General features: G+C 41.2%; 16 protein-coding genes. 3 read left to right on the top strand and 13 right to left on the bottom strand.

The window, feature by feature from the left end; genetic code table 11:
- Nucleotides 1-175: 175 nt before the first annotated feature.
- The 6 genes from ACTQ9S_RS00455 to ACTQ9S_RS00430 all read right to left on the bottom strand — a co-directional run bounded on the left by ACTQ9S_RS00455 (nucleotide 176) and on the right by ACTQ9S_RS00430 (nucleotide 7,468).
- Nucleotides 176-1,177, bottom strand: a complete 1,002-nt coding sequence (locus ACTQ9S_RS00455) for a hypothetical protein (RefSeq protein ID WP_440453197.1) — start codon at nucleotides 1,175-1,177, stop codon at nucleotides 176-178.
- 156 nt (nucleotides 1,178-1,333) lie between these two features.
- Nucleotides 1,334-1,804 (bottom strand): acyl-CoA thioesterase, encoded by a 471-nt coding sequence (locus ACTQ9S_RS00450; RefSeq protein WP_068035738.1) that lies wholly within the window; start codon nucleotides 1,802-1,804, stop codon nucleotides 1,334-1,336.
- Between the two features lie 109 nt (nucleotides 1,805-1,913).
- Nucleotides 1,914-3,638, bottom strand: a complete 1,725-nt coding sequence (locus tag ACTQ9S_RS00445) for a fatty acid--CoA ligase (protein WP_440453195.1) — start codon at nucleotides 3,636-3,638, stop codon at nucleotides 1,914-1,916.
- A gap of 48 nt (nucleotides 3,639-3,686) precedes the next feature.
- Nucleotides 3,687-4,889 (bottom strand): 3-oxoadipyl-CoA thiolase, encoded by a 1,203-nt coding sequence (locus tag ACTQ9S_RS00440; RefSeq protein WP_440453193.1) that lies wholly within the window; start codon nucleotides 4,887-4,889, stop codon nucleotides 3,687-3,689.
- A gap of 83 nt (nucleotides 4,890-4,972) precedes the next feature.
- Complete coding sequence (locus ACTQ9S_RS00435) at nucleotides 4,973-6,586, bottom strand: 3-hydroxyacyl-CoA dehydrogenase (RefSeq protein ID WP_440453666.1); 1,614 nt, start codon at nucleotides 6,584-6,586, stop codon at nucleotides 4,973-4,975.
- A gap of 105 nt (nucleotides 6,587-6,691) precedes the next feature.
- On the bottom strand, nucleotides 6,692-7,468 hold the full coding sequence (locus tag ACTQ9S_RS00430) for an enoyl-CoA hydratase (protein ID WP_350656327.1): 777 nt from the start codon (nucleotides 7,466-7,468) through the stop codon (nucleotides 6,692-6,694).
- Nucleotides 7,469-7,772: 304 nt separating this feature from the next.
- Between ACTQ9S_RS00430 and ACTQ9S_RS00425 the strand changes: the two genes are divergently transcribed.
- The 3 genes from ACTQ9S_RS00425 (at nucleotide 7,773) to ACTQ9S_RS00415 (ending at nucleotide 11,395) form a co-directional block, all read left to right on the top strand.
- A complete protein-coding gene (locus tag ACTQ9S_RS00425; RefSeq protein WP_068035729.1) occupies nucleotides 7,773-8,927 on the top strand; it encodes an acyl-CoA dehydrogenase family protein in 1,155 nt (384 codons plus the stop codon).
- Between the two features lie 147 nt (nucleotides 8,928-9,074).
- Nucleotides 9,075-10,340, top strand: coding sequence for an MFS transporter (locus ACTQ9S_RS00420; protein ID WP_068035728.1), 1,266 nt, complete (start codon nucleotides 9,075-9,077; stop codon nucleotides 10,338-10,340).
- A 209-nt stretch (nucleotides 10,341-10,549) separates the two neighbouring features.
- Complete coding sequence (locus tag ACTQ9S_RS00415) at nucleotides 10,550-11,395, top strand: IclR family transcriptional regulator (protein ID WP_068035725.1); 846 nt, start codon at nucleotides 10,550-10,552, stop codon at nucleotides 11,393-11,395.
- 182 nt (nucleotides 11,396-11,577) lie between these two features.
- Here ACTQ9S_RS00415 and ppc read toward each other — a convergent pair whose 3' ends face one another.
- The 7 genes from ppc to ACTQ9S_RS00380 form a co-directional block, all read right to left on the bottom strand.
- Complete coding sequence (gene ppc, locus ACTQ9S_RS00410) at nucleotides 11,578-14,358, bottom strand: phosphoenolpyruvate carboxylase (RefSeq protein ID WP_440453191.1); 2,781 nt, start codon at nucleotides 14,356-14,358, stop codon at nucleotides 11,578-11,580.
- Nucleotides 14,359-14,738: 380 nt separating this feature from the next.
- Complete coding sequence (locus tag ACTQ9S_RS00405; protein ID WP_440453189.1) at nucleotides 14,739-15,806, bottom strand: maleylacetate reductase; 1,068 nt, start codon at nucleotides 15,804-15,806, stop codon at nucleotides 14,739-14,741.
- 161 nt (nucleotides 15,807-15,967) lie between these two features.
- Nucleotides 15,968-16,891, bottom strand: a complete 924-nt coding sequence (locus ACTQ9S_RS00400) for a LysR family transcriptional regulator (RefSeq protein WP_440453187.1) — start codon at nucleotides 16,889-16,891, stop codon at nucleotides 15,968-15,970.
- A gap of 181 nt (nucleotides 16,892-17,072) precedes the next feature.
- Nucleotides 17,073-18,725, bottom strand: coding sequence for a thiamine pyrophosphate-dependent enzyme (locus ACTQ9S_RS00395; RefSeq protein ID WP_440453185.1), 1,653 nt, complete (start codon nucleotides 18,723-18,725; stop codon nucleotides 17,073-17,075).
- 64 nt (nucleotides 18,726-18,789) lie between these two features.
- The gene (locus ACTQ9S_RS00390; RefSeq protein ID WP_068327615.1) at nucleotides 18,790-20,064 is read right to left on the bottom strand and encodes an NRAMP family divalent metal transporter; all 1,275 of its coding nucleotides are present in this window, start codon (nucleotides 20,062-20,064) and stop codon (nucleotides 18,790-18,792) included.
- A 175-nt stretch (nucleotides 20,065-20,239) separates the two neighbouring features.
- Nucleotides 20,240-21,667: a sodium:solute symporter family protein gene (locus ACTQ9S_RS00385; RefSeq protein ID WP_068035714.1), complete on the bottom strand. Its 1,428-nt coding sequence runs from the start codon at nucleotides 21,665-21,667 to the stop codon at nucleotides 20,240-20,242.
- Nucleotides 21,668-21,754: 87 nt separating this feature from the next.
- Complete coding sequence (locus tag ACTQ9S_RS00380; protein ID WP_068327609.1) at nucleotides 21,755-22,780, bottom strand: histone deacetylase family protein; 1,026 nt, start codon at nucleotides 22,778-22,780, stop codon at nucleotides 21,755-21,757.
- Nucleotides 22,781-22,939 lie beyond the last annotated feature (159 nt).

Genomic DNA, 22,939 nt, shown 5'->3' with positions numbered 1-22,939 from the left:
TTTAATTGCAATTTACCAGTACTGAACTATATGAGCCGTAATTCAATAAAAGCCTTTAATTTACTTTCACAACTTACCAACCAAATAGAATCAGTTAAGAGCTATCCTAGATTATTTTACCTATCTAGAATAGCTTCATAAATTATACTGTCAATTCTAAACTTAACTATTCAGCTTAGAATTCGTATTTGGCCATTATTTCAACTTGCTGACCTTTTCTCACTTCTAAAGTGGTCTTATCGCTTCGATCTCTCCACTCAATACCAATATCCAGATCTGGTAAATACTCATAGACAAGGTTGATGCTTTTTACGTTCACAGAGGTATCTACCTCATCATCTACGTTAATCTCACCATAACGCATGTTACTCATCAGTTTCTCTGTAAACTTATGCCTATACCCTACAGTGAAGCCAGTTTGCGACACAAGCTTACCGTCTTCGGCATCACAATCTAAATCGCTAGTCGCACCAAGGACTCTTCCAACACATACTGTGGAATAAACGCCCATCCCTTTACCGTTATATACGCTCGCATGTAGCGAATCATTACCCAGATTTAGTTTACCAGCCAAAGAGACACCGACGCCTATATCCGAATCTTCTCCATTTTTAGCCTCACGAGCAGTAACAGCCAAGTTATAGCTAAGATCAGATATATTATCCTTATAGCTAACAACCATATCCGGCAAATTAGCTTCTTCATCAACAGGTTCTTGAGCCGTAAAACGAAGCCCTTTATGAACGTAATGCACAGTCAAATCTGGACGAATATAAGCGCCACCACCAGAGATGGTGCCCAAACCCGTGCCCCGAAAGTCAAGCTGATCAGTCAAAAGTGGGTAGACCGCTAAGAACTGACCATTCCATGTCTTACCTACGGTCAAATCATCGACTTGAGCATAAGCATGACGAAGCCGCAAGTCTGAACCGCCATTCGCGGCATTGCCATAAAAATCCCCTTCAATAAAACCCGTTAATTTTTTATCATTTACGTTCTTCGTGGTTTTAAGATTAATCCGAGATTGTCGTCCACTTCCTTTGAACTCAGACTCCCCTTCATCTGGAGAATAAAATATACCCTCCGCTTTAACATACCCACCGATACTTAAAGTAGTATCTCCATTGGTGACAAGATCTATTGCTTGTGCCTGTACACATGCCCCCAGAACCGCCAAACCAAAAGACAACTTTTTTATATAAAGCATGATCTATACATTCCTTGTGTTAATTTAAAATCCATTTAAATCCCTTTGAATTTCTATTGCTACCGTATTTTTTAATCTTATAAATACCAGCACCATCTCCTTATATAAAGAAACTTGCCTCCTAATTTAGTTAAAACTTTCAAAAGCAGTAATCGCGGCTTTTTTTGACTCATCGATATTTTTCTTTTGTCCACTGGCTTTATCAAGATATACCAGTACTGATTCACCGCTAGCGACGATAGTATTCATAGCCGTACTATAATAGGTATATTCATGAATCACGCTGGCATTACCAATTTTCTTAACTCGAACCCCAATCCATAAGGTATCGGGATAAGTCACTGGTTTGAAATATTGACAGGATGACGCTGCCATGACTGAAAAAGTCTTTTCATTGAATAGATTTAATTGACTGTTATAGTAAATACGAGCGTTTTGGGCATAAGTGTAATAGACCACATTATTGACATGACCAAAAGAATCCATATCGCCCCATTCTACTTGTTGAGAATAGATAACCGCAAAACCATGCATGGGATGGTGTTTGTCTTTATTCAGCGTCTCTTGCATTTCCGGTAATATAGCTAAAGCCTTCATAGTTTTCTCCTCTAGTAATGCCAATTAACACAGGTATTATTAATAAACGTTAAAATCATCAGTAAGCTCAAATGATTGTTTTTCGCAATCATCAATAGAATTTTTTGGATTAAATTAATTTTTCTGCGTACATCATGCGCATCTTTTTCTTATCGAGTTTACCCACACTGGTTTTTGGCATTTCTACTAAGAATTTTATTTCACTTGGCACGCCATACTTTGGTAAATAGCCTTTTTCAACCGCTTGATGACCTAACGCTAAAATAGCGTCCGCTTTGATATCGACATGCTCAGGTTTCAAGACTACCAATGCTAAAGGACGCTCGCCCCATTTTTCATCCGCTACTCCAATGACGGCCACTTCAGCAACGCTCGGATGAAAGGATAAAATATTTTCGACTTCAAGTGAGGATACCCATTCGCCACCTGATTTGATGACGTCTTTGAGTCTATCGGTAATCTTTAGCGTGCCATCAGGGGCAATACAGGCAATGTCTTGGGTATGCATCCAACCACCGCGCCATAACTCATTGCCAGCATCTAAATTCTTAAAATAGCTTTGGGTCAGCCAAGGCGCTCGCACAACCAGCTCCCCTGTCGACTCACCATCCATTGGTAAAGCTTTGCCGTTTGCATCCCAAATCTCCATCGATACCAGCATAATTGGTGAGCCAGAAAGACAACGATAATTGATCTCTTCTGTCGTTGTCATCGCATTTGTCTGATCACCGAATGCCATTCTGGCGAGTACAGGACATGACTCTGACATCCCAAACCCCGAGATAAACTCTATTCCACTTTCAAGAGCGGCTTCAGCTAGGCCTTCGTTTAATTTGGAACCCCCTACTGATAACTTAAGGCCTTTAAACTTGCGACCTCGGGTGGCCATCTCTTTAATTAACATTTGTAAAATGGTTGGGACACCATGTGACAGCGTGACTTTATGGCGTTCAATTAAATCAACCAATACTTTGGATACATATCGGCCTGGATACACTTGTTTTAGCCCTATCATGGTTGCCCCATACGGCCAACACCATGCATGCACATGGAATAATGGCGTCATCGGCATGTAGACATCATTGTAGCGAGCACCTTGACCTTCGGCACTGAGTGCAGATGCAAGGGTACTCGATAGCGTCTGTAATACGATCTGTCGATGGGTAAAAAAGACGCCTTTTGGGTCTCCCGTCGTGCCACTGGTATAAAATGTGGTGGCGATGGTATTTTCATCGAAATCTGGAAAATCAAACTCATCACTGGCCGCAGCTAGCATGGCTTCATATTCACCTTCGACATAATCTGGCATGCTAACTTGCTTAGCTTTTATATTATCTTCACTATACTCAGCATCATCAAAACCAGTACCTTCGAAACCAGCATCATCAAGCCAGATAATTTTCTCAATAGAAGGGGCTTCATGACGGTAATTTTTCGCCATTGGCTCAAATTCAGCATTTAATAACAAGGCTTTAGGCTTAGCATGATTGATGGTATACAGCACTTTATCTTCAGCCAAGCGTACATTGACCGTTTGCAAAATCATGCCAGACATCGGCACGGCAAAATACGCTTCAAGGTAACGATGACTATCCCAATCCATGACCGCAACTACATCGCCCGCTTGCAACTCCATATTTTTAAGTACGTTTGCCAAGCGATTAACCCGCTTAAAAAATTCAGCATACGTATAAGTGACCTTATCGGCATAACTAATGGTTTGCTGAGTAGAGGCAACTTTTGCACGGTTTAGCAGCTGTTTGATAATCAAAGGAAAACCGTACGCTTCTTCGGCTTGTTGGTAATCTTCATGTTGGTTGAGTATGGTAGTCATTATTGTCGTCCTTGATAATAAAATATTATGGCGAGAGTATTAATAGAGTTAGACTCGTTCAATCACCATGGCAAGCCCTTGCCCGATACCAATGCACAAACTAACTACCGCGTATTTTTCGCCCGTACGCTGTAGCTCGCGCGCCGTACTCAACGCAAGTCTTGCGCCTGATGCGCCAAGCGGATGTCCGACGGCAATCGCCCCGCCATTGGGGTTGACGCGTTTATCATCAAAATCTATATCCAAACCCTTAAGGCAACCCAGAACCTGCGAGGCAAATGCTTCATTAATCTCAATGATGGACATATCATCAAGGGACAAATTGGCACGTTTCAATGCCAGTTTAATCGCCTCAACAGGGCCTACGCCCATAATATTTGGCTCAACACCCATCGCACCAGATGAGAGAATCTTAGCAATAGGCTTAAAGCCTAACTTTTCTTCTGCTTGCTTTGAGCCAATAATTAGCGCAGCCGCTCCATCGTTAATACCCGATGCGTTCCCTGCCGTAACTACGCCATTCTCATTTAACGGTTTCAGTTTTTGCAGTGCTTCCACAGTAGAGCTGGCGCGAGGATGCTCATCTTTTGCTATCGCTTTTTCAGGTAATTTTTTACCTTGCGATACCATAATTGGCGTTATTTCATCATCGAAGAACCCAGCTTGTTTGGCGGCTTGGTATTTAGCTTGCGAGGCTGCTGCGAATTTATCCGCTGCTTCGCGAGTAATTCCATACTTGCGGGCGACGTTATCGCCCGTTTGCGGCATGCTATCGCTACCAAATTCTTTAGTCAAAAGAGGATTGGGAAACCGGCTGCCAATAGTCGTATCAAATACTTTAAATTCACGACTAAAAGGCTGCTCGGTCTTAGCAAAGACAAATGGTGCACGGGTCATTGACTCAACCCCACCTGCTAAAAATATGTCACCCTCGTTACAAGTGATACTACGAGCAGCATCGATGACGGTAGACAGCCCTGAGGCACATAGACGGTTGACGGTTTGTCCGGGCGTTTTGACATCTAGTCCTGCTAGCAATGCAGCATTACGAGCGATGTTGCGTGAGTCCTCACCGGCCTGATTAGTGTTACCGATCAGTACTTCATCAAAGATATCGTTAGGTAATTGGTGCTTTTCGACCAGAGTCTTCATCACTGTGGCGATTAAGTCATCAGGACGCACGGTTGCTAATGCTCCACCATGGCGACCAAAAGGGCTTCTTAACCCGTCATAAATATAGGCATCTAACATAACTGTTCCTTGTTGTGTTTTGAGAATTTGCATTATTGAAATATAAAGTTTATTAAATTGATCTAGCTCTTAGCATCAGCAATCTAGCGTTGACAATTACTCTGTTGAGTAAATAATGAGATACCTAACTTGGCACGGCGCTGTAACCATGGGCTTGGACGGTAACGCGGATCGCCCGTTAACCCATAAATACGCTCTAAGATAAGTAAGATACGCTCGGCACCAAGCTCGTCCCCCCATGAGATAGGACCATACGGATAGCCCAATCCAAGCTTGACGGCATTGTCGATATCCTTTGGTGTGGCAATACCTTGCATCGCAATATCACAACCTAAGTTAATCACCATAGCAACGACTCGCTGCGCCACAAAGCCTGTGCTTTCGGTAATTAGCGTGGCATCGACAGCAACATTTGAGTCCTCATCCGAGCTTGTAACAAACTTATTATTTCTACCAAATAGAGCATAAGCTTGCGTGACAAAGTTATCTTGGGTGACGATACTTGGCATCAACGTACGATGCTTGGATAAGTCAGTCAGCATATCGATGGCAACCGCTTGTTTAGGATTAACCTGATAGCGAATAGCCGCATTGGTTGTATCGTCACCATAGATTGCCAGCAATATTAAGCTGTCAGAGTTTGGCTTATCGTTATCGTCGATAGTAATGTCGTTAGCGTTTAGATACTCAACCAGCTGTTGTTTATCTTCTGCCAAATCTGCCCCAATCCAAACTGTTAGGTTTGAGGTATCAGACCCTGTTTTAGAAAATTTAGCTTTAGAACCTGATGCTTCAGGCGATGATTGTTGCGACGTACCCACTGTTGATTTTTGACCGTCTTTATAGTGATAAAATCCTTCACCCACTTTACGACCAAGCTTTTTACCCGTTAGCATTTGACGGGTTAAAGGATGGGGGCGATAGCGAGGCTCAAAGTAATATTGGTTATAAATCGATTCCATAACTGGATGCGACACATCGATGCCAGTGAGATCAAGCAGCTCAAATGGTCCCATCCGAAAGCCAGCCCCTTCCCGTAAAATACGATCGATATCCTCAAAACTAGCGATCCCCTCGCCTAGTATTTTTAAGGCTTCTGTGCCATAAGCTCTGCCACCATGATTGACAATAAACCCTGGAGTATCTTTTGCAACGACCCCTAAATGCCCCATGCGTTTGGCTAAATCCGTAAGCGTCTCAACCACTGAAGATTTAGTAGAGATACTCGGAATCACTTCAACGATTTTCATTAATGGCACGGGATTAAAAAAATGAAATCCTGCCACGCGCTCTGGGTACTCACAATCGGAGGCAATCGCGGTCACCGCTAGCGATGAAGTGTTAGTTGCTAAAATTGTCTCGGCTGTCACGATGCTTTCTAACTGTTTAAAAAGCTGTTGTTTTATTTCTAAATTCTCAATAATGGCTTCAACAACGACATCTACATTGGCAATTTTGGCTATATCTTCAATCACGGTTAGATTCGATAAAGTAGACTGTAGCTGCTCATCGGTAAATTTGCCTTTAGCCGATAGTTTTTCGAGTGTCGCTTGAAGGGATTGACGACCCTGCTCAGCAGCTCCTGCTTTGGCATCAAATAACAGCACTTGAATGCCCGCTTGAGCAGCGATTTGGGCAATACCCATGCCCATAATACCGGTGCCAATAATGGCCAATGAGTTAACAGTCATAATAATCCTTTATATGGTCTTGTTAATTTATATGCTTTTGTTGAATAGTCTCGTTTTCAAACTATAGTTGCTTTTTCTCTCTATGCTTTGAAAAGTCTATGCTTTGACAAGCTACTGACCTTTATAATTCGCGTCACGTTTTTCCAAAAAGGCTTTCGCGCCTTCTTTTTGATCTTCGGTATCAAACAAAATCTGAAAGGCTTTACGCTCCAAAGCCAATGCGCCTTGCAATGGCATATCTACCCCGAGATTAGCGACTTCTTTTATTTGGGTTAAAGCAATAGGCGAGTAACCTGCTAGTTGTTCAGCGATTTCAATAGCACGCTTAATAGTCGCCTCATCTTCGACCACTTCAGAGACCAGCCCCATTTGATCAGCTGCATCTGCACTTATCATATCGCCCGTTAATATCAGCTTCATGGCTTTATGTTTACCAATCACACGAAATAGCCGCTGCGTGCCCCCTGCTCCAGGCATTAATCCGATTTTGATTTCTGGTTGTCCAAACTTAGCAGACTTGCCAGCGACGATGATGTCGGCATGCATAGCGAGCTCACAGCCGCCGCCAAGCGCATAGCCATTGACCGCTGCAATAATCGGCTTGCGACAATTGGTGATGGCATCCCAATAACGCTCGCTATTACGTAGATAGATATCAACCGTTTTTGCGGTTAAGAAATCATTGATATCAGCACCAGCCGCGAACACCTTATCGCCACCAGTCAACACAATAGCTTTGGTCTTTGGGTCATCGTTTAATTTAATGAAAATCTCTGCCATTTTTTCGCGTAGTTCAGTGTTTAAAGCATTGCGAACTTTGGGACGATTCAGTCTTATTACACTAACGCCATTTTCTAATGTTTCACAAATAATGATTTGATCTTCCATGATGCTGTCCTTTAAATAATGTCGTTAGATAAAATAGCGCAATCTTTAAAATATATTAATAATTAATACCGCATAGCGATATTTAAGACCAATATATACTGTTTATTTTCCTTTGTGAAGGGTGAAATTCAGTTAAATTTAAAAATAAACGAACTTATTGAACTATGATTTCTTAATAAATACCGCATTGCGGTTATTTAAACCAAAAGTGTTGTAATTTAATAAACTATCAATTATGCTATTTGTTCAAGGCAATTATGAAGCCGCTATCAATCTAAGTATTAATCAAACAAGGAAGAATCACATGATCAGAGATAGGGAAACTCTTAACCAAATCACCGAAACTATCCGCCAATTTGTTAGCAACCAATTAATACCAATGGAACATTGGGTAGCAGAAAACGATCGTCTTCCAGACGATATAATTAATCAAATGCGTGAGTTAGGGCTGTTTGGACTTACTATTCCCGAAGCTTACGGCGGGCTTGGCGTTACTATGGAAGAAGAGGTCACACTGGCATTTGAACTAGGGCGCACATCTCCTGCGTTTCGCTCACTAATCGGGACAAATAATGGTATTGGCTCATCTGGTCTAGTCATTGATGGTACCGAAGAGCAAAAACAAAAATACCTACCAAGGCTCGCCAGTGGTGAAATTATCGGCTCATTTTGTTTGACCGAACCAGAATCAGGTTCAGATGCTGCCTCATTAAGAACCACTGCTATTAAAGATGGCGATACTTATGTTATCAACGGTACTAAACGCTATATTACCAATGCCCCTGAAGCCGGCATATTTACTGTGATGGCACGTACTGATCCACAAAATAAAAGATCGGGTGGTATTTCAGCCTTCATCGTTGAGAGCGATACCCCTGGTATTACTTTGGGTAAAATTGATAAAAAAATGGGCCAAAAAGGCGCGCATACCTGTGATGTTATCTTTGATAATTGCGTAGTGCCTGCTGATGCGTTGATTGGTGGTGTAGAAGGTGTAGGTTTTAAAACCGCTATGAAAGTCCTAGATAAAGGACGTCTACATATTGCTGCAGCGAGTACAGGCGCAGCAAGTCGAATGTTAGATGATGCCTTACACTATGCCGTTGAGCGTAAGCAGTTTGGTCAACCGATAGCCAATTTTCAACTTATTCAAGCCATGCTCGCTGATTCAAAAGCAGAGATTTATGCGGCTAAATCTATGGTGCTAGATGCCTCACGTCTGCGCGATGAAGGTAAAAATGTCGTTACTGAATCATCATGTGCCAAGATGTTTGCGACCGAAATGTGCGGCCGAGTTGCTGATAGAGCCGTGCAAATTCATGGCGGTGCGGGCTATATTGCGGATTATGGCATTGAACGTTTTTATCGTGATGTGCGCTTATATCGTTTGTATGAAGGCACTACTCAAATCCAGCAAATTATTATCGCCCGCAATATGATCAAAGAAGTTAGCGAGTAGTTGTCGTTTATTCGCTTACTGGTTATTTGATTACTAAAGAATATTTACATTCTCAAAGCGTATTGAGGTATTTGCTAGGACGCAGATACCTAAGTCACGTCACCATGACTATAGTCTTTCATTCTCACAACAATAAGGATATAAATTGTGAAAAGTGCCGCTATAACTTCAGATTCAAGCTTAAGCTCTGTCCAGAAGCAACCTTGGAAATTGGCCTTCTTCTTTTGTTTTTTAGTTCTATTATGTGATGGAGCTGATATTGGTATTCTCGCCTTTACACTCTCAAGTCTAAAGCTAGAGTTTGGGTTGACCAATGTACAAGCTGGTGCTTTAGGCAGTTGGTCATTGTTTGGCATGGCAATCGGTGGATTTTTCGGCGGTTGGGCCTGTGATCGTTTTGGACGAGTACGTGTTATCGTGATTGCGACAGCGCTCTTCTCCGTGCTATCTGGTTTTAGTGGATTTGTGCAGAGCTATGAGCAGTTTATAGCATTACGGTTTACCGCTTGTTTGGGTCTTGGTAGTTTATATATTGCCACTAATACTTTAATGTCTGAAATGGTACCTACCAAACATAGAACGACTGTGCTTGCGATGTTGATGACAGGTTTTACTTTAGGGTCTTTAGTGATCACTAGCGTTTCTGCTTGGATTATTCCTAGTTATGGTTGGCGCACACTATACCTGTTGACGTTTTTACCTATTATTCTATCGATAGCAATGTACTTTCTTATACCTGAACCAAATTCTTGGAAAGAGGCACGTGCACTGAAACTCAGTGGCGCGAAAAACTCGCTGCAAAAACCTGAAAATCCTTATAAAGCAATATTTGAAAATCCAAAACATCGCATCATGTTCATTTTATGGTCAATGAGTTCAGGACTTTTACTGTTTGGTTATTTCGGGGTAAGCAACTGGCTACCTTCTTATCTAGAAACTGAACTGGGTATTAAGTTTAAAGAGATGGCTCTATATATGGCGGGTACCTATTTGACCATGATGTTTGCTAAAGTAGTGGCAGGTCTAGTGGCTGATAGAATTGGTCGTAAAATAGTATTTGCCTTCGGTACGATGGGCACCGCACTGTTTATTCCAATATTGGTCTATATGCATACTCCAGAAAACATCGGTTGGTTAATGATAACCTTTGGTTTCTTATATGGTATCCCTTATGCAATCAATGCCACCTATTTAACCGAAAGCTTCCCTACCGCTATTCGAGGTACTGCTATTGGCGGCGCATTCAATATCGGACGCCTTGGTTCAGTTATTGCACCTGTCGCTATTGGTTATATGGCCATGCAAAACTCTATCGGGGCGGGTTTATTACTTATGGCAGGCGCGTACTTCTTATGTGGCCTTATTCCAACTTTGTTCATCAAAGAGCAACAGTATGACCCACAAAAGGCGTAATATTATTCAATATATATACCGCACAGCGAAATAGCTTATAATAGCTGTGTTAAGAATTTCACTACACTTTTAACTGTACCTTTAAGATAGTCTTATTAAAGGTGCAGACTACTATTAGCGTACTGCTTTTTTGTTTTTTTATAAAACACCCTAAGTAGTGTATTCTTTATAATGTTCACATTAACTTAATCGAGACTAATAAACCTTGTATGACTACTAATACCCTTGCTGACGAAAACTCTAATGAATCAACACATATTGAGCTATTAGAGCCAATTAGTGACATGAGAGATAAAAACGACAGGCAGTTTGTCACGGCTTTGGCCCGAGGATTAGAGCTGCTACGTTGTTTTACCCCGCAACGTCCTTATCTCGGCAATCAAGACCTAAGTCAATTGACGGGGCTCCCTAAAGGGACGATTACGCGTCTTACTTATACCTTAGTCAAATTAGGATATTTAAAGCAATCGACCAACAGTAGTAAATATCAGCTTTCTGCGGGTGTGTTAGGGTTTGGCTATACGATGATGGCGAATATCTCTATCAACAATTTAGTCACACCGTACATGGAGGAGTTAGCGGATTATGCCAATAGTGCAGTTGCTATGGCAACCCGTGATCGTCTGATGATGGTGTATCTAAATGTAGTGCAAGGGTCTGGCACGACTACCATGCGACGCAATGTAGGCTCATACCTACCCATTCATTTAAGTTCCATGGGACGAGCTTGCTTAGCCAGTATGCCACCTGCTGAGCAAGAATTCATCCTTGATGCCATTCGTAGTAAGTTCAAAGATGATTGGTTAAAGATTAGGCGAGGACTGGATAAAGCCTTTAAAGATTATGAGGATTATGGATATTGTTTTTCGATTAGCGAATGGCAAAAAGATGTCAATGCCGTCGCCACTGCAATGATGCACCCTACTGAGGGCTTACTGACTTTTAATTGTGGCGCGCCAAGTTTTGTTCTTAGCCGTACTAAATTAGAAGAAGACATCGCTCCTCGGTTGCTGCATATGAAGAATAATATCGAGGGCAACATTTATATAAGCTAAAGCGTTTTCTAATTAGCTCAAACAATCTTAAAAATTCAGAAAAACCGCTTACGAATTTATTGAACAAAATTTTAAAACATAAAAAAGCCCTTCAAGCCTTAATATATTATAGCTTGAAGGGCTTTTTGATTATTCCTGTATCGCTTTACTATGTTTAATCAACCAATATGCTGCTCTAGCCATTAACCCGTGTTGCGTAGACCTGCGGCCAAGGCATTGATACTACGGATTAACGGATCTTCAACGTCAAGCTCATCATGATCGACGACGCCTGTAACGTCTTTTTGTCTGGCACGTTTTAACAGCTCGATTTGTATATAGTTAATCGGATCTAAATAAGCGTTTCGCCACTGTAGTGAGGCGGCAAGGTTTTGCTGATTAGATAACAAAGACGTTTGATTAAGCAAAGAATTTAGGCCTGAATAGGTCAAATCGTGCTCATCGATGACCGCTTTCATAATCTGTTCACGCAAAGCCTCATCTTCACATAACTGACTATAGGCATGAGCGATATTCATCTCAGACTTGGTAAAAGCCATCTCGATATTGCTGATAAATACGCTAAAAAATGGCCAATGCTTATTCATCTCCCTCATTAATTCTTCGTCTTCTTTGACGCTGTGTAGAGCACTGCCAACGCCATACCAAGCAGGTAAGGTAAAACGCGCCAATGACCAACCAAATACCCAAGGAATGGCCCGTAAAGTCGTTTTGCTTGGCAAGCCTTTTTTGCGATGCGCTGGACGTGAGCCAATATTTAATAAAGAGATTTCTTGCACAGGGGTCACCTGTGAGTAGAACTGATAGAACCCTTCAGTATTATCAGTCAGTTCACGATAACGCTGCTCACCTGCATCTGCCAAACGTGCAAAGAGCGCTTCATAATCTGGCAGCTCAGCGGGCTGCACAACGAATCTGGTAGAGCAGGCTTTCAGGGTACCCGTAATACCCATGGTCAGCTCGAATACAGCGGTATCGGTATTGGCGTATTTGGCATAGAGTACTTCGCCTTGTTCAGTTACTTTAATCTGACCATGTAGTGTACCTGCTGGTTGCGCTGCGATCGCGTTATGTGTTGATCCGCCACCACGACTCACTGACCCACCACGCCCATGGAACAAGCGCGTTTTGATACCGTATTCCTCAGCGATACGGTTGATGGTTTGCTGCGCACTATAAAGCTGCCATGCAGAGGTAATGATGCCGCCATCTTTTGATGAATCTGAATAGCCTAGCATGATTTCTTGGGTGTTATCTGAGTGTTGGAGCAGTCCTCGATAGAGTGGATTATCCAACACAGCAGGTAATATCTTGTCAATATTTTTAAGGTCTTCGATCGTCTCAAACAACGGCGCAACTGGTAAGTCAGCAGACAGTTGACCTGCATCATCAACCCTGCACAAGCCTGCAAACCGCATTAATAGCAATACTTCTAATAATTGACTGGCGTTGTTGGTCATCGAAATAACATAACTGCCAAAGGTCTCTTGCCCAACCAGCTTACGTAATGTCGCCACAGAGTTCATCAATGCCAATTGTTCACGTGTTTTATCAGTCAAGTTATCGGTATAGATGAGCGGTGTACCAGGCTTTTCAAGCAAACGAGTGAGCCATTCTTGGCGCTCACTTTCACCCAGCATTTGATAATCCGGCAAATTAGAGGCACTGGCAAAAATATCGGCAATCACCTCACTATGATAAGACGACTCTTGACGAATATCGAGCGCAGCTAAATGAAAGCCGCAAGTTTTTACCAGACGAATCATATCGAGTAATAACCCTTCTGCATGGGCAGTGTCATGGCCATTCACACTCTGACGAATGATGCGTAAATCTTCTAACAGCTCTTCTGGGTCGGCGTAGGCATCTTTTTTAGCGTCACTATCACTGCCCTTACTTTGAATAAGGCGATTAGTAGCGTTAACTTTAGTAAGAATTAAGGAGAGTAATCTACGATAAGGCTCATTGCGATAATCATCAAGATTATAATCAAAGACTCGTCTGTCGAGTTCATCGTAACTTTTGATTTTGGCATAGACCTCAGCTGAGACTGTCACAATCGTATCACTATGAATGAGCTGGCGACGCAGTTTTTTGAGCAGTACTTGATAGTGACGCAGCACAGTATCAGCATGCATCAATACAGCAAGCTCTGTGGTCTCAAAAGTCACGAATGGATTGCCATCTCTGTCACCACCGATCCAAGAGCCAAAGCTCATAAACGCCGGCAATGGGTAGTCTGCTAGCTCTGGATAGATATCGATAATGGCCTTTTTAATATTACGATAAACCTTGGGGATTGCATTAAACAAACTGGCATTAAAATAGTGGAGACCATTATTTATCTCGTCATAAACCAAAGGCTTACGTGTACGTACCTCATCAGATGACCATAACAAATCAATCGTTTGCGCCGTTTGTTCTTTCGCTTGCTCGTAGGCAAAACTGTCTTCATTAAGATTATTTAAGGCATCGCTATGAGTAAATAAACTTTGCAAGATATTCATCGTCGTGCGGCGACGAGCTTCAGTAGGGTGTGCGGTAAATACAGGAATAAATTTGAGTTGATCAATCAGCTCTTGCATTTGAGCAGGTTCAATATTGCGTTCACGACACTCAAGCAGCGTACGACGAAACGACCCTTCCCAGCTGTGCTCCGATTGCATACGCAAGGCTTGGCGCTGCTCACGTAAGTAATTTTCTTCACTTAAATTTGCTAAGAAAAAGTAGATAGAAAAGCCACGTATGACGTTTTTTAAGGTTTGATTATCTAAAGAGGCAATGAAGTCAATAAGCTCCTGCTTCTGTGCTTCATTAGGCTCGCGGCGTTGTTGGATAAAACCTTTACGCAGTGTTTCGATGGTATGTACTGTCTGTTCACCAGACTGGCGAGAAATCGCAGCCCCTAAGAATGAACCCAATAAGCTCATGCGTTCACGTAATACGTTGTTATCTATCATCATCCTTAACCTTCTCATAGAATTAATTGGCAAAATAGTCACACTGCTTTGAGGGTAATCTTTCTGCAGTTTTCTGTCATAACAGTTTATCGTCGTTAAAAATCACAATTTTAATTTTTTAACCTATTGTTATTTACTGTCATAAACCAACCACTTTCATTATTTTAGCAGCTCAAGCAATTTACCACATTAATCATAGCAAAACTATCGAACCTTAATGATATACAAAAGGCTCTAGGCTAGCAGGACTAACCTAACGGACTATCTCCATAAAATGCAACAGCCAGTTAAGTCAATATAATTTTGAGAAATCATTCAATGCTTTTGCATGGATATTGACAGCATTAGAACAGCGCTTTTAAATGACAACTCTTACGCAACTCCTAAGCAGGAGACAGTCCTTGATACGCTTTATTTAACAAATCTTTTAATTCCTCATAGTCATAATCACGAGGATTATAGTAAGGACTATCACAAATAATTTGCGCTACTTCAGCTGGCCCCTTTTCGGGTAAGCCAATGTCTTTTAATGCCAACGGAATCCCTAAAGATTGATTTAAACGATAGATTTCTAAACCGACCTCTTCACGGCTACTAACACTTAAAGCCTCTGCCAATCGATCCATGGCTTCAATATCAGCATTACGGTTGTAATGCACCGAATACGCAAGCGTAATAGCATGGGCTTCAGCATGGGGAAGATTGTATGTGCCACCCAAGGTATGGCAAATCTTATGATGAATGGCCATACCAACCGAACCTAGACAAACCCCTGCTAACCAAGCGCCATAGGTTGCCCTCTGACGTGCTGAAATATTCGTCAAGTCCTTTACAATTACAGGCAAAGCAGACTTTAATGCTTTGATAGATTCAATCGCCATGAGACTGACGATTGGGTTTTTATCCTCAGCATATAGCGCTTCTACCGCATGTGCCATGGCATTCATACCTGAACAAGCTGAGATTTGCGCAGGCAAGGTTAGATTTAGCTCTGGATCATAAATCACTACTTTGGGTAGGATGTGAATGTCCTTACCAGTGGTTTTTAGATTGTTTTCAGTGATGCCATAAATAGTCGTCATCTCGCTACCTGCATAGGTAGTTGGTATGGCGACTATCGGCAAATGCGTCTTTAAAGCAATGGCTTTGGCAAGCCCAATCGTAGAGCCACCGCCTAAAGCCAGACAACAATCAATATCGTTTGATTGGACGAATGCTACCGCCTTGTCCGCGACTTCTACCAGAACATGCATCACAGCGTGCGGATACACGCCTACTGAAATCTCTTGTAATTGCTGCGATAACTTCTGACCCGCTTCTTTTTGACCAGGTGTCGTAATTACCAAAACTTTATGATAACCATGCTGTATCAAAATATCTTTGGCTTCAGCTGATTTACCGTTCCCAAAATGAACGTCGAGCGGTAAAGCTTGGTAATGAAAATCTTTCATAATATCATCCTGATTTAGAAAACAACTCTCACTGAAAATACGCTGGAATATCATTAGTATGAAGTATCAATCTTCTTACTTTCAATGTCTTATCAAAACCTCGACCATTTTTTTAAACATGATTGATGTATTTAAGAATAGCAATTAGCTTAAAGCTACGTCTAAAGAGAGATATCAAACGCTACGATTTCTTCAATAAATTTTGCTTCAAGAAGGGATAAAGGACGATGTTCATGCCAGAAAATATATACAGGAACATCGGCAATACCTTCCTTAGGTGGCAAACGTCTAAGTTTAGACTCCAGATGAGTAGCCGCAATAAATTGATCAGGCAAAGCGCCAATACCATATCCTGTATAAATCAGACGCACTGCCTCATCTAGATTATTAGTATAGGCACTAATACGTCCTGTTAGATCATGACTCTCTTTAAACACAGTGATTGGTGAGAGAACATCACCGATATCTTCACTATTAAAAGCAATAAAATCTTCTTTTAATAAACTATCAAAGCTCAATTCTTTTTCTAAAAAAAAAGGATGATGGTAGCCACAGTATAGATAATAGCGTTGATTGAATAGTAGTTCTTTATTGAGGTTCTCAGGAATACGTCTAGCCAAACAAATACCAATAGCAGGAGTTTTTTGGTTTAAGTTATTCAATATATCCATACTAGATTTGACAGTTAAATCTAACGTAATATTGGGATACTTTTTTTTGAAATACACTAAAAACTGATTATATTTTGGATTGTGTATGCGACTGACTACCAATAGTTTGACCACACCTTCTAAAAGATGGGAGTTACTGCCTCTCATTGCCTCAATAGAGGTAATCTCTATAAACATCGTCTGAGCAATTTGGAGGCAGTAACGACCAATAGGTGTCAACTCTAGAGGCTTTGTATTGCGAATAACAAGCTGGCTTTCAAGCTGTTCTTCAAGTTTTTTGAGATTTTGACTAACAGCTGACTGGGTAATGTTTAATCGATCAGCAGCAGCACTAATACTTCCCTCTTCATATATGATAATCAACACGTGAAGTAGCGCCCAATTTAGACTATCTGCTAATTTTTTCTGCATCATGACCTTTTGAAGCCTATATGAGTAATCGAATGATTTAAAAGCTGGCTATCTATATCTAGATAGCCAGCTTTTAATTATGACGTCTAAATCATAATACAATATAAGCTAATAGATAGTGAGAATAATCCCAGTATGTTCTAAAAAACTCCCGTTTTTTTACTAGAAGCACCCTACATTAAACTTAGGGCATAAGCTCCTCAGGGTCAGTAAGCACATGCAGTAACACTGTTTTTTTATCCTTTAGGACTACTCGCATTGCTTCATCTACACTGGACTTAATATTTCTATTATTATCGATTCGTATACCATGTGCACCAAAGGCATTTGCTAATGCAGCAAAGTCAGGGTTTTGTAGCTGCGTACCCGATACTCTATCAGGGTAATGTGCTTCTTGATGCTGGCGAATAGTGCCAAACTGCTGATTGTCCATGAGGATAATTAAAACAGGTGCGTTATAGCGTATGGAGGTTGATAACTCTGCTTCATTCATCATGAATTCACCATCTCCAGTTACTACGACTGACAGACGATCTGGTGACTCTAACGCCGCGACAATACCTGCTGGCAAGCTATAACCCATCGCACCGTTTCTAGTACTAAGCTGACTTGGAAAGGTATGAGTGGGTAAATAACGCTGAGCCCATAAACAATGATTGCCCGCCCCAAAACTATACACAGCATCCTTCGGTAAGAGCTTAGTAAGCTCTCGGATAACTTTTGTCATATTGGCATAAGACTGAGAAGTATCATCTTGCTCAGCTTTTACCTCTGGAAATGCACAATCTTTTCTTTGCTGCTCATGGCAATAATTAAACCAGTCTTTACGAGAATCTGATCCTCCTATCTCCAACTTACTAATAGCTTCAACGAAGCTAATGGGACTAGCGACAATATGTTCAGTAACTGACCCACTATGACCGCGTAAACTGGTATCTAGATTGACAATATAATTAGGCTTATCAAAAGACTGTCGTAGACGATACCCATCACTTGCAACGTCGCCCAACACTGTACCTATCGTGAGCAATATATCAGCATTTTCAATTAATGCTGCACAGTCATCGGAACGTCCATAACCTAGGTAGCCTGCATGTGCTGGAGAGTCAAAAGCAACTCGGTCTGAGGCGCGCCAATCATGAATAACAGGCAGATGATTATCTTCTGCAAACTTGGTTAGTTGCTTGGATGCATCAGAAGACCAATTCTGACCTCCAGCAAAAATCAATGGCTGCGAAGCCTTTGACAAAGCATCTCTAATAATATCAAGCTTGTCAGCAGCGATACAGCCCTCAGCTACCGGTATCACCGGATGCATCTGACCATGGAACTCCTGCTGGATAATATCTTCAGGTAATCCCACGACAACAGGACCAGGCCGTCCTTCTAATGCTGCATGAAAAGCCTTAGCCACAATTTCAGACGCCCTTGATACTTCGTCTAATATAAAGACACGCTTGCATTGACTGGAGAACCACTGATTAGGGTCAAATTCTTGGAAAGACTCCCGACCCCTATCAGCTACAGGGATGAGACCAACGAATAATATAAGAGGAACGCCATCCTGCCATGCAGTATGAATACCGGTATAGGCTTGCGCCGCACCCGGCCCACGTGTCACCATAGCAATACCTGGCTGACCGGTAAACTTGCCATGAGCATCTGCCATATAGGTACAGGCAGCTTCGTGACGACAGACGACCGTCTGGATATCAGCATCATATAATCCATCTAATACTGAAAGGTAACTCTCACCTGGAACAACATACGTTCGACTGACTCCGTGCAATTGCAGGCTATCTACGATTGCTTGACCACCATGAATGATGTTACTCATTTTAATCTCCTTAATATTATTTTCTTTGAGAATCAGGTAAGAACACTATTTATTTGCTCAAATATCAAATAGTAAAAAGTCCTAATAAATTAGCGATAAATAGCAAAGCAATTCCTGTTAAGAATATTAATCCCAAGATTGCCCATACGTTCATTAGCGTGGATAATTTTTTATGATCTTTAATCAATACATAGTTCAACCCGCCGACAATGGGTGCTGCAATAAAGGCAGCTATCATTGCAAATTTAAGCATTGAGCCCAGTTGACCAGTAAAGAAGATGATGATGATCAATCCTCCAACAATAGCGTAGGTTGTCCAAAAAAATATCTGTTTATTGGTAATCTCTTTATTACCTTTAAAAAGTCGTAAACATTCAGAATTTGCGCGCGCTGTTCCATCTGCGCTGGTGAGTGTAGTACCGAACATACACATGAATGCCACGAAAGCGACGAGGAATCTTGACCATTCACCGATAGTAGCTGTGTACATATTGATTAATTGACCAATGTAATCACTACCTGCCGTTTGAATCTCTTGACCAGAGCCGTATTGAACAAATACACCCAATGCCAAAAATACCAGTGCTAGAATAGTAGAGACGCTATAACCTACGTTGAAATCAATAAGCCCTTGGCGATGCGTCGTATTTTCGGCTTTAATTTTTGCCGATATCCACATCGAGTTAATAGCAGAAAACTCCATTGGCGCAGGCATCCAACCCATCAGTGCAACAAGAAATCCTAAAGTCGCTAAATCCCAAGGTGACGTTGCTACAAAATCTGCTGTCATCACGGTAGGTTTTCCAGCAGCGACAATAACGGCTATTAAAGATCCAAACGTTAGCGCAATGATAATCCACTTATTAACGCTATCTAGCAGCTTGTAATGTCCTGCGACCAGAAATACCCAAGAGATGCCCATGACAATGACAGATAGCGTAATAGTCGATAGCCCAAGGCTGTCAGGCAACATAAATCCTAAAATAGCAGCACAAAGCAAGGCAACAGCACCCGTGCCTACTACTGATGCAAACATAGATAAAAATAGATAAACACCCAAGTAAACTTTTGATTTTTTATAGTAACCAGCAATTAAAGACTCACCGGTACCATAGACATAATCGGTACCAAAGCGAAAAAATGGATATTTTAATAGGTTAGTTATGATTATGAGACCTGCAAGCTGCCAACCATAAGTTGCTCCAGCTTGAGTAGAGGATATTAAATGCGAGCCGCCAATAGCTGCCGATGCCAATAAAATACCAGGACCAAGCGTACGCCAGCTAAAATTTTTCTGCACATCGCTATTATTTAGAATAGAAGTTAATTGTTTAGACATAGAAACCTCACATTAATAATAGAAAATTTAATCTGACTATTAGTCGCACTCATTACTTTGGAATAAATGTCGCCATAAGCGAGCACGAGCACTTTTAGAATCGAAATCCTCATACCAAACATCCTTGTTGTTTTTAATTGAACAAAACTTAGCCAACTTCACTCAATTAAAAGATCTAAATCTCACTACTTGAATCGCTTGTTGCTAATGACACAAAAACAACTAGTAGCATCGAAACTGGCAGACCTACAAATACAGGATGTAAACCAAATGGATGACCAAGCACTTGCCAAATGACAGCTACAATTAAACCGACCCACATTGCGGTTGTACCGCCCAATCGAGTGGCTTTTTTCCAGAATAAACCAGCAACAACTGGTGCTAATAAGCTTGACACTAACATAGCAGCACCTGTCACAAATAAACTAACCAATTGAGGGATATAAAGGGCAAGTAGAAGTGAGAGGACAGAAACTGCTATGACAGATACACGACTGTATTTTAATAACCGCTTATCAAGATCAGGTGTCTCTTTTAGCCTTGGTCTAATAATATCGTTTGCAATTGAAGAAGCGCCTGCCATAAAGAACGAATCTGCTGTTGAAATAACCGTTGCGAGCAGGGCAATAATCATTACTACAACCATTGGGAAACTAAATACATCACTAATTACTGCGTAGTAAGTCAAGTTTGAATCAATTTCTCCCAAATTGAGTCCAAAGCGAGCCATAACGCCAATGGCAATAATCATAAAAGCGGTTACAGCACCTAAGATAATAGCAATCCAATACCCAGTTCTAGCTGTTTTAGCGCTTCCAGCAGCCCAGAACCTTTGCCATAAATCCTGTCTAACCATTTGGTAAGCACCAATAGTCAACAGATAAACGAACACCTCAGAAGGTGGAATACCCATGATATTCAAAAAATCAGGTTGATCAGACGCTGCTACATTAAGTTGCACTGCCTCTAAACCACCAGAAGCTATAATAACGACGACAAATAGAATAAAGATGCCGATTGTCTGTATCGTGCCATGAAATGCATCTTGCCAAATGACTGATTTCATACCACCAAAATAGGTCTTCAATGTCAGCATCACCCAACTGATTAAAATACCCGTGGTTATATCAAGACCCATAGTTAAATTGATGATAGTAGCAATAGCTACGAACTGTAATCCTGTTATTGCGCTATAAGCAACCATGGTACTGGCTACCGTAGGAATTCTAGCACCTTCGCCAAATCTTAAGACCGTAAAATCCGCAATAGTGACCATTTCATACTTTTCACCAAGCGCACGAATTCTCTTTAAGAAGAACCCAAGCATTACCACACCGGCAAGGAAAATCGAAAAATTTAACCACTGCTGACCCATTCCAAATAAAAAACCATTTTCCATAAATCCTAAAAGAGTAGCACCACCAACCGCAGTACCTACGAAGGTTAGTATAAGTGGGAATAGGGATACCGACCTTCCTGCAACGTTAAAATCATCGTAGGTTTTAATGCTCTTTTTATTGATATAAAGTGATACACCAAATAAGAAAAAGAAATATATAACAATTAAAAAGCCTAAAATTAAACGTTCCTGCGAATCATACATAGTTAACTCTCCCTGTATTTTCATACATCTTGCTTGTTGAAGTCCTTTCAACAGAGGTTTCTTATTTACTTATTAATCGCTACTTTCTTATTCAGTGAATCCAGATAAAAATGCCTGTAGGTTCTCATTAAGCTTTTCTATACAGTAACCGCCTTCTACTAAGACAATGACTGGTTTGCTTAATGCTTTGAGCTTTTGCGCCAAAGTTTTAAAACCCTGCGTACTGACTTCACATTTAGCTTGAGGGTCATCTTTATAAACATCGAATCCTAAGACATGGACGATCACGTCAGGATTGAACAATTTTAAAGATGCTATTGATTTATCGACTTGATCAAAAAACCCATCTTCATCCGTACCATGAGGCATGGGAAAATTAATGTTATACCCATATCCCTCTCCTTCACCTCTTTCATGCTCATGACCTGCAACTACTGGATAGAAATTAATAGGACTGCCGTGTACTGAGGTATAGAGCACATCTTTACGGTTATAAAATATTTCTTGAATACCCTGACCATGATGCATGTCAGTATCTATGATGGCTATTTTTTGGTATTTTTGACGGAGGTGCTCAGCGATAATTGCCGCATTGTTTAGATAGCAAAAGCCACCAGCGGCACTTTTGCGCGCATGATGACCTGCAGGTCTAGTGATACAGACTTGGATAGCGTTTTGACTTGTCGCATCGTCCAATAATGAATCTGCAGCATTAAGCGCCGTTTGGGCAGACCAGTAGATTGATGTCCATGAATGCTTACCAATAGGTGCGCTGCCATCAGCTTGATATTTAGCTGCTTTAGCTAAGATTCCAAGACCAGGATTATTTGGGATATAAACGGTCGTTTGAACCTCCTCTCCCATCTCCTCATCTACCGCCATCCATTCATCATGTCCATGCTTCAAAAACTCGACGTAATCAAAGGCATGTACAGCCAATATTGGATCAATACCTATATCTTTGGCAGTGATAACTTCTAATCCCATCGCTTCTGGCGCTTTTAGTAACTCCGTTAAACGCTCAGGCTTTTCTTGTGGTTCACGCATTTGTCCACGAGAAAAATATGTTTTTGGATGATGGAGCATTTGGTTTTCATGGCTATATATTTTCATTCTAAACAGTCCCTTGTTATAAATAATTTCTATATAAATAATAGTTATCGGCCCATTAATACCAGCTAATAGGTGTTTTTATATTAAAAATACTAATGATAAATAAATAGACAGTTGAAAAAATATCAACTATCTATTCTTAGACCAGTCATCTCCGGC

Origin of the sequence: Psychrobacter sp. ASPA161_9, assembly GCF_051970275.1 — a bacterium.
GTDB lineage: Bacteria > Pseudomonadota > Gammaproteobacteria > Pseudomonadales > Moraxellaceae > Psychrobacter.
The sequence above is the reverse complement of the archived record's forward strand: the minus strand, read 5'-3'. Positions and strand labels throughout refer to the sequence as shown.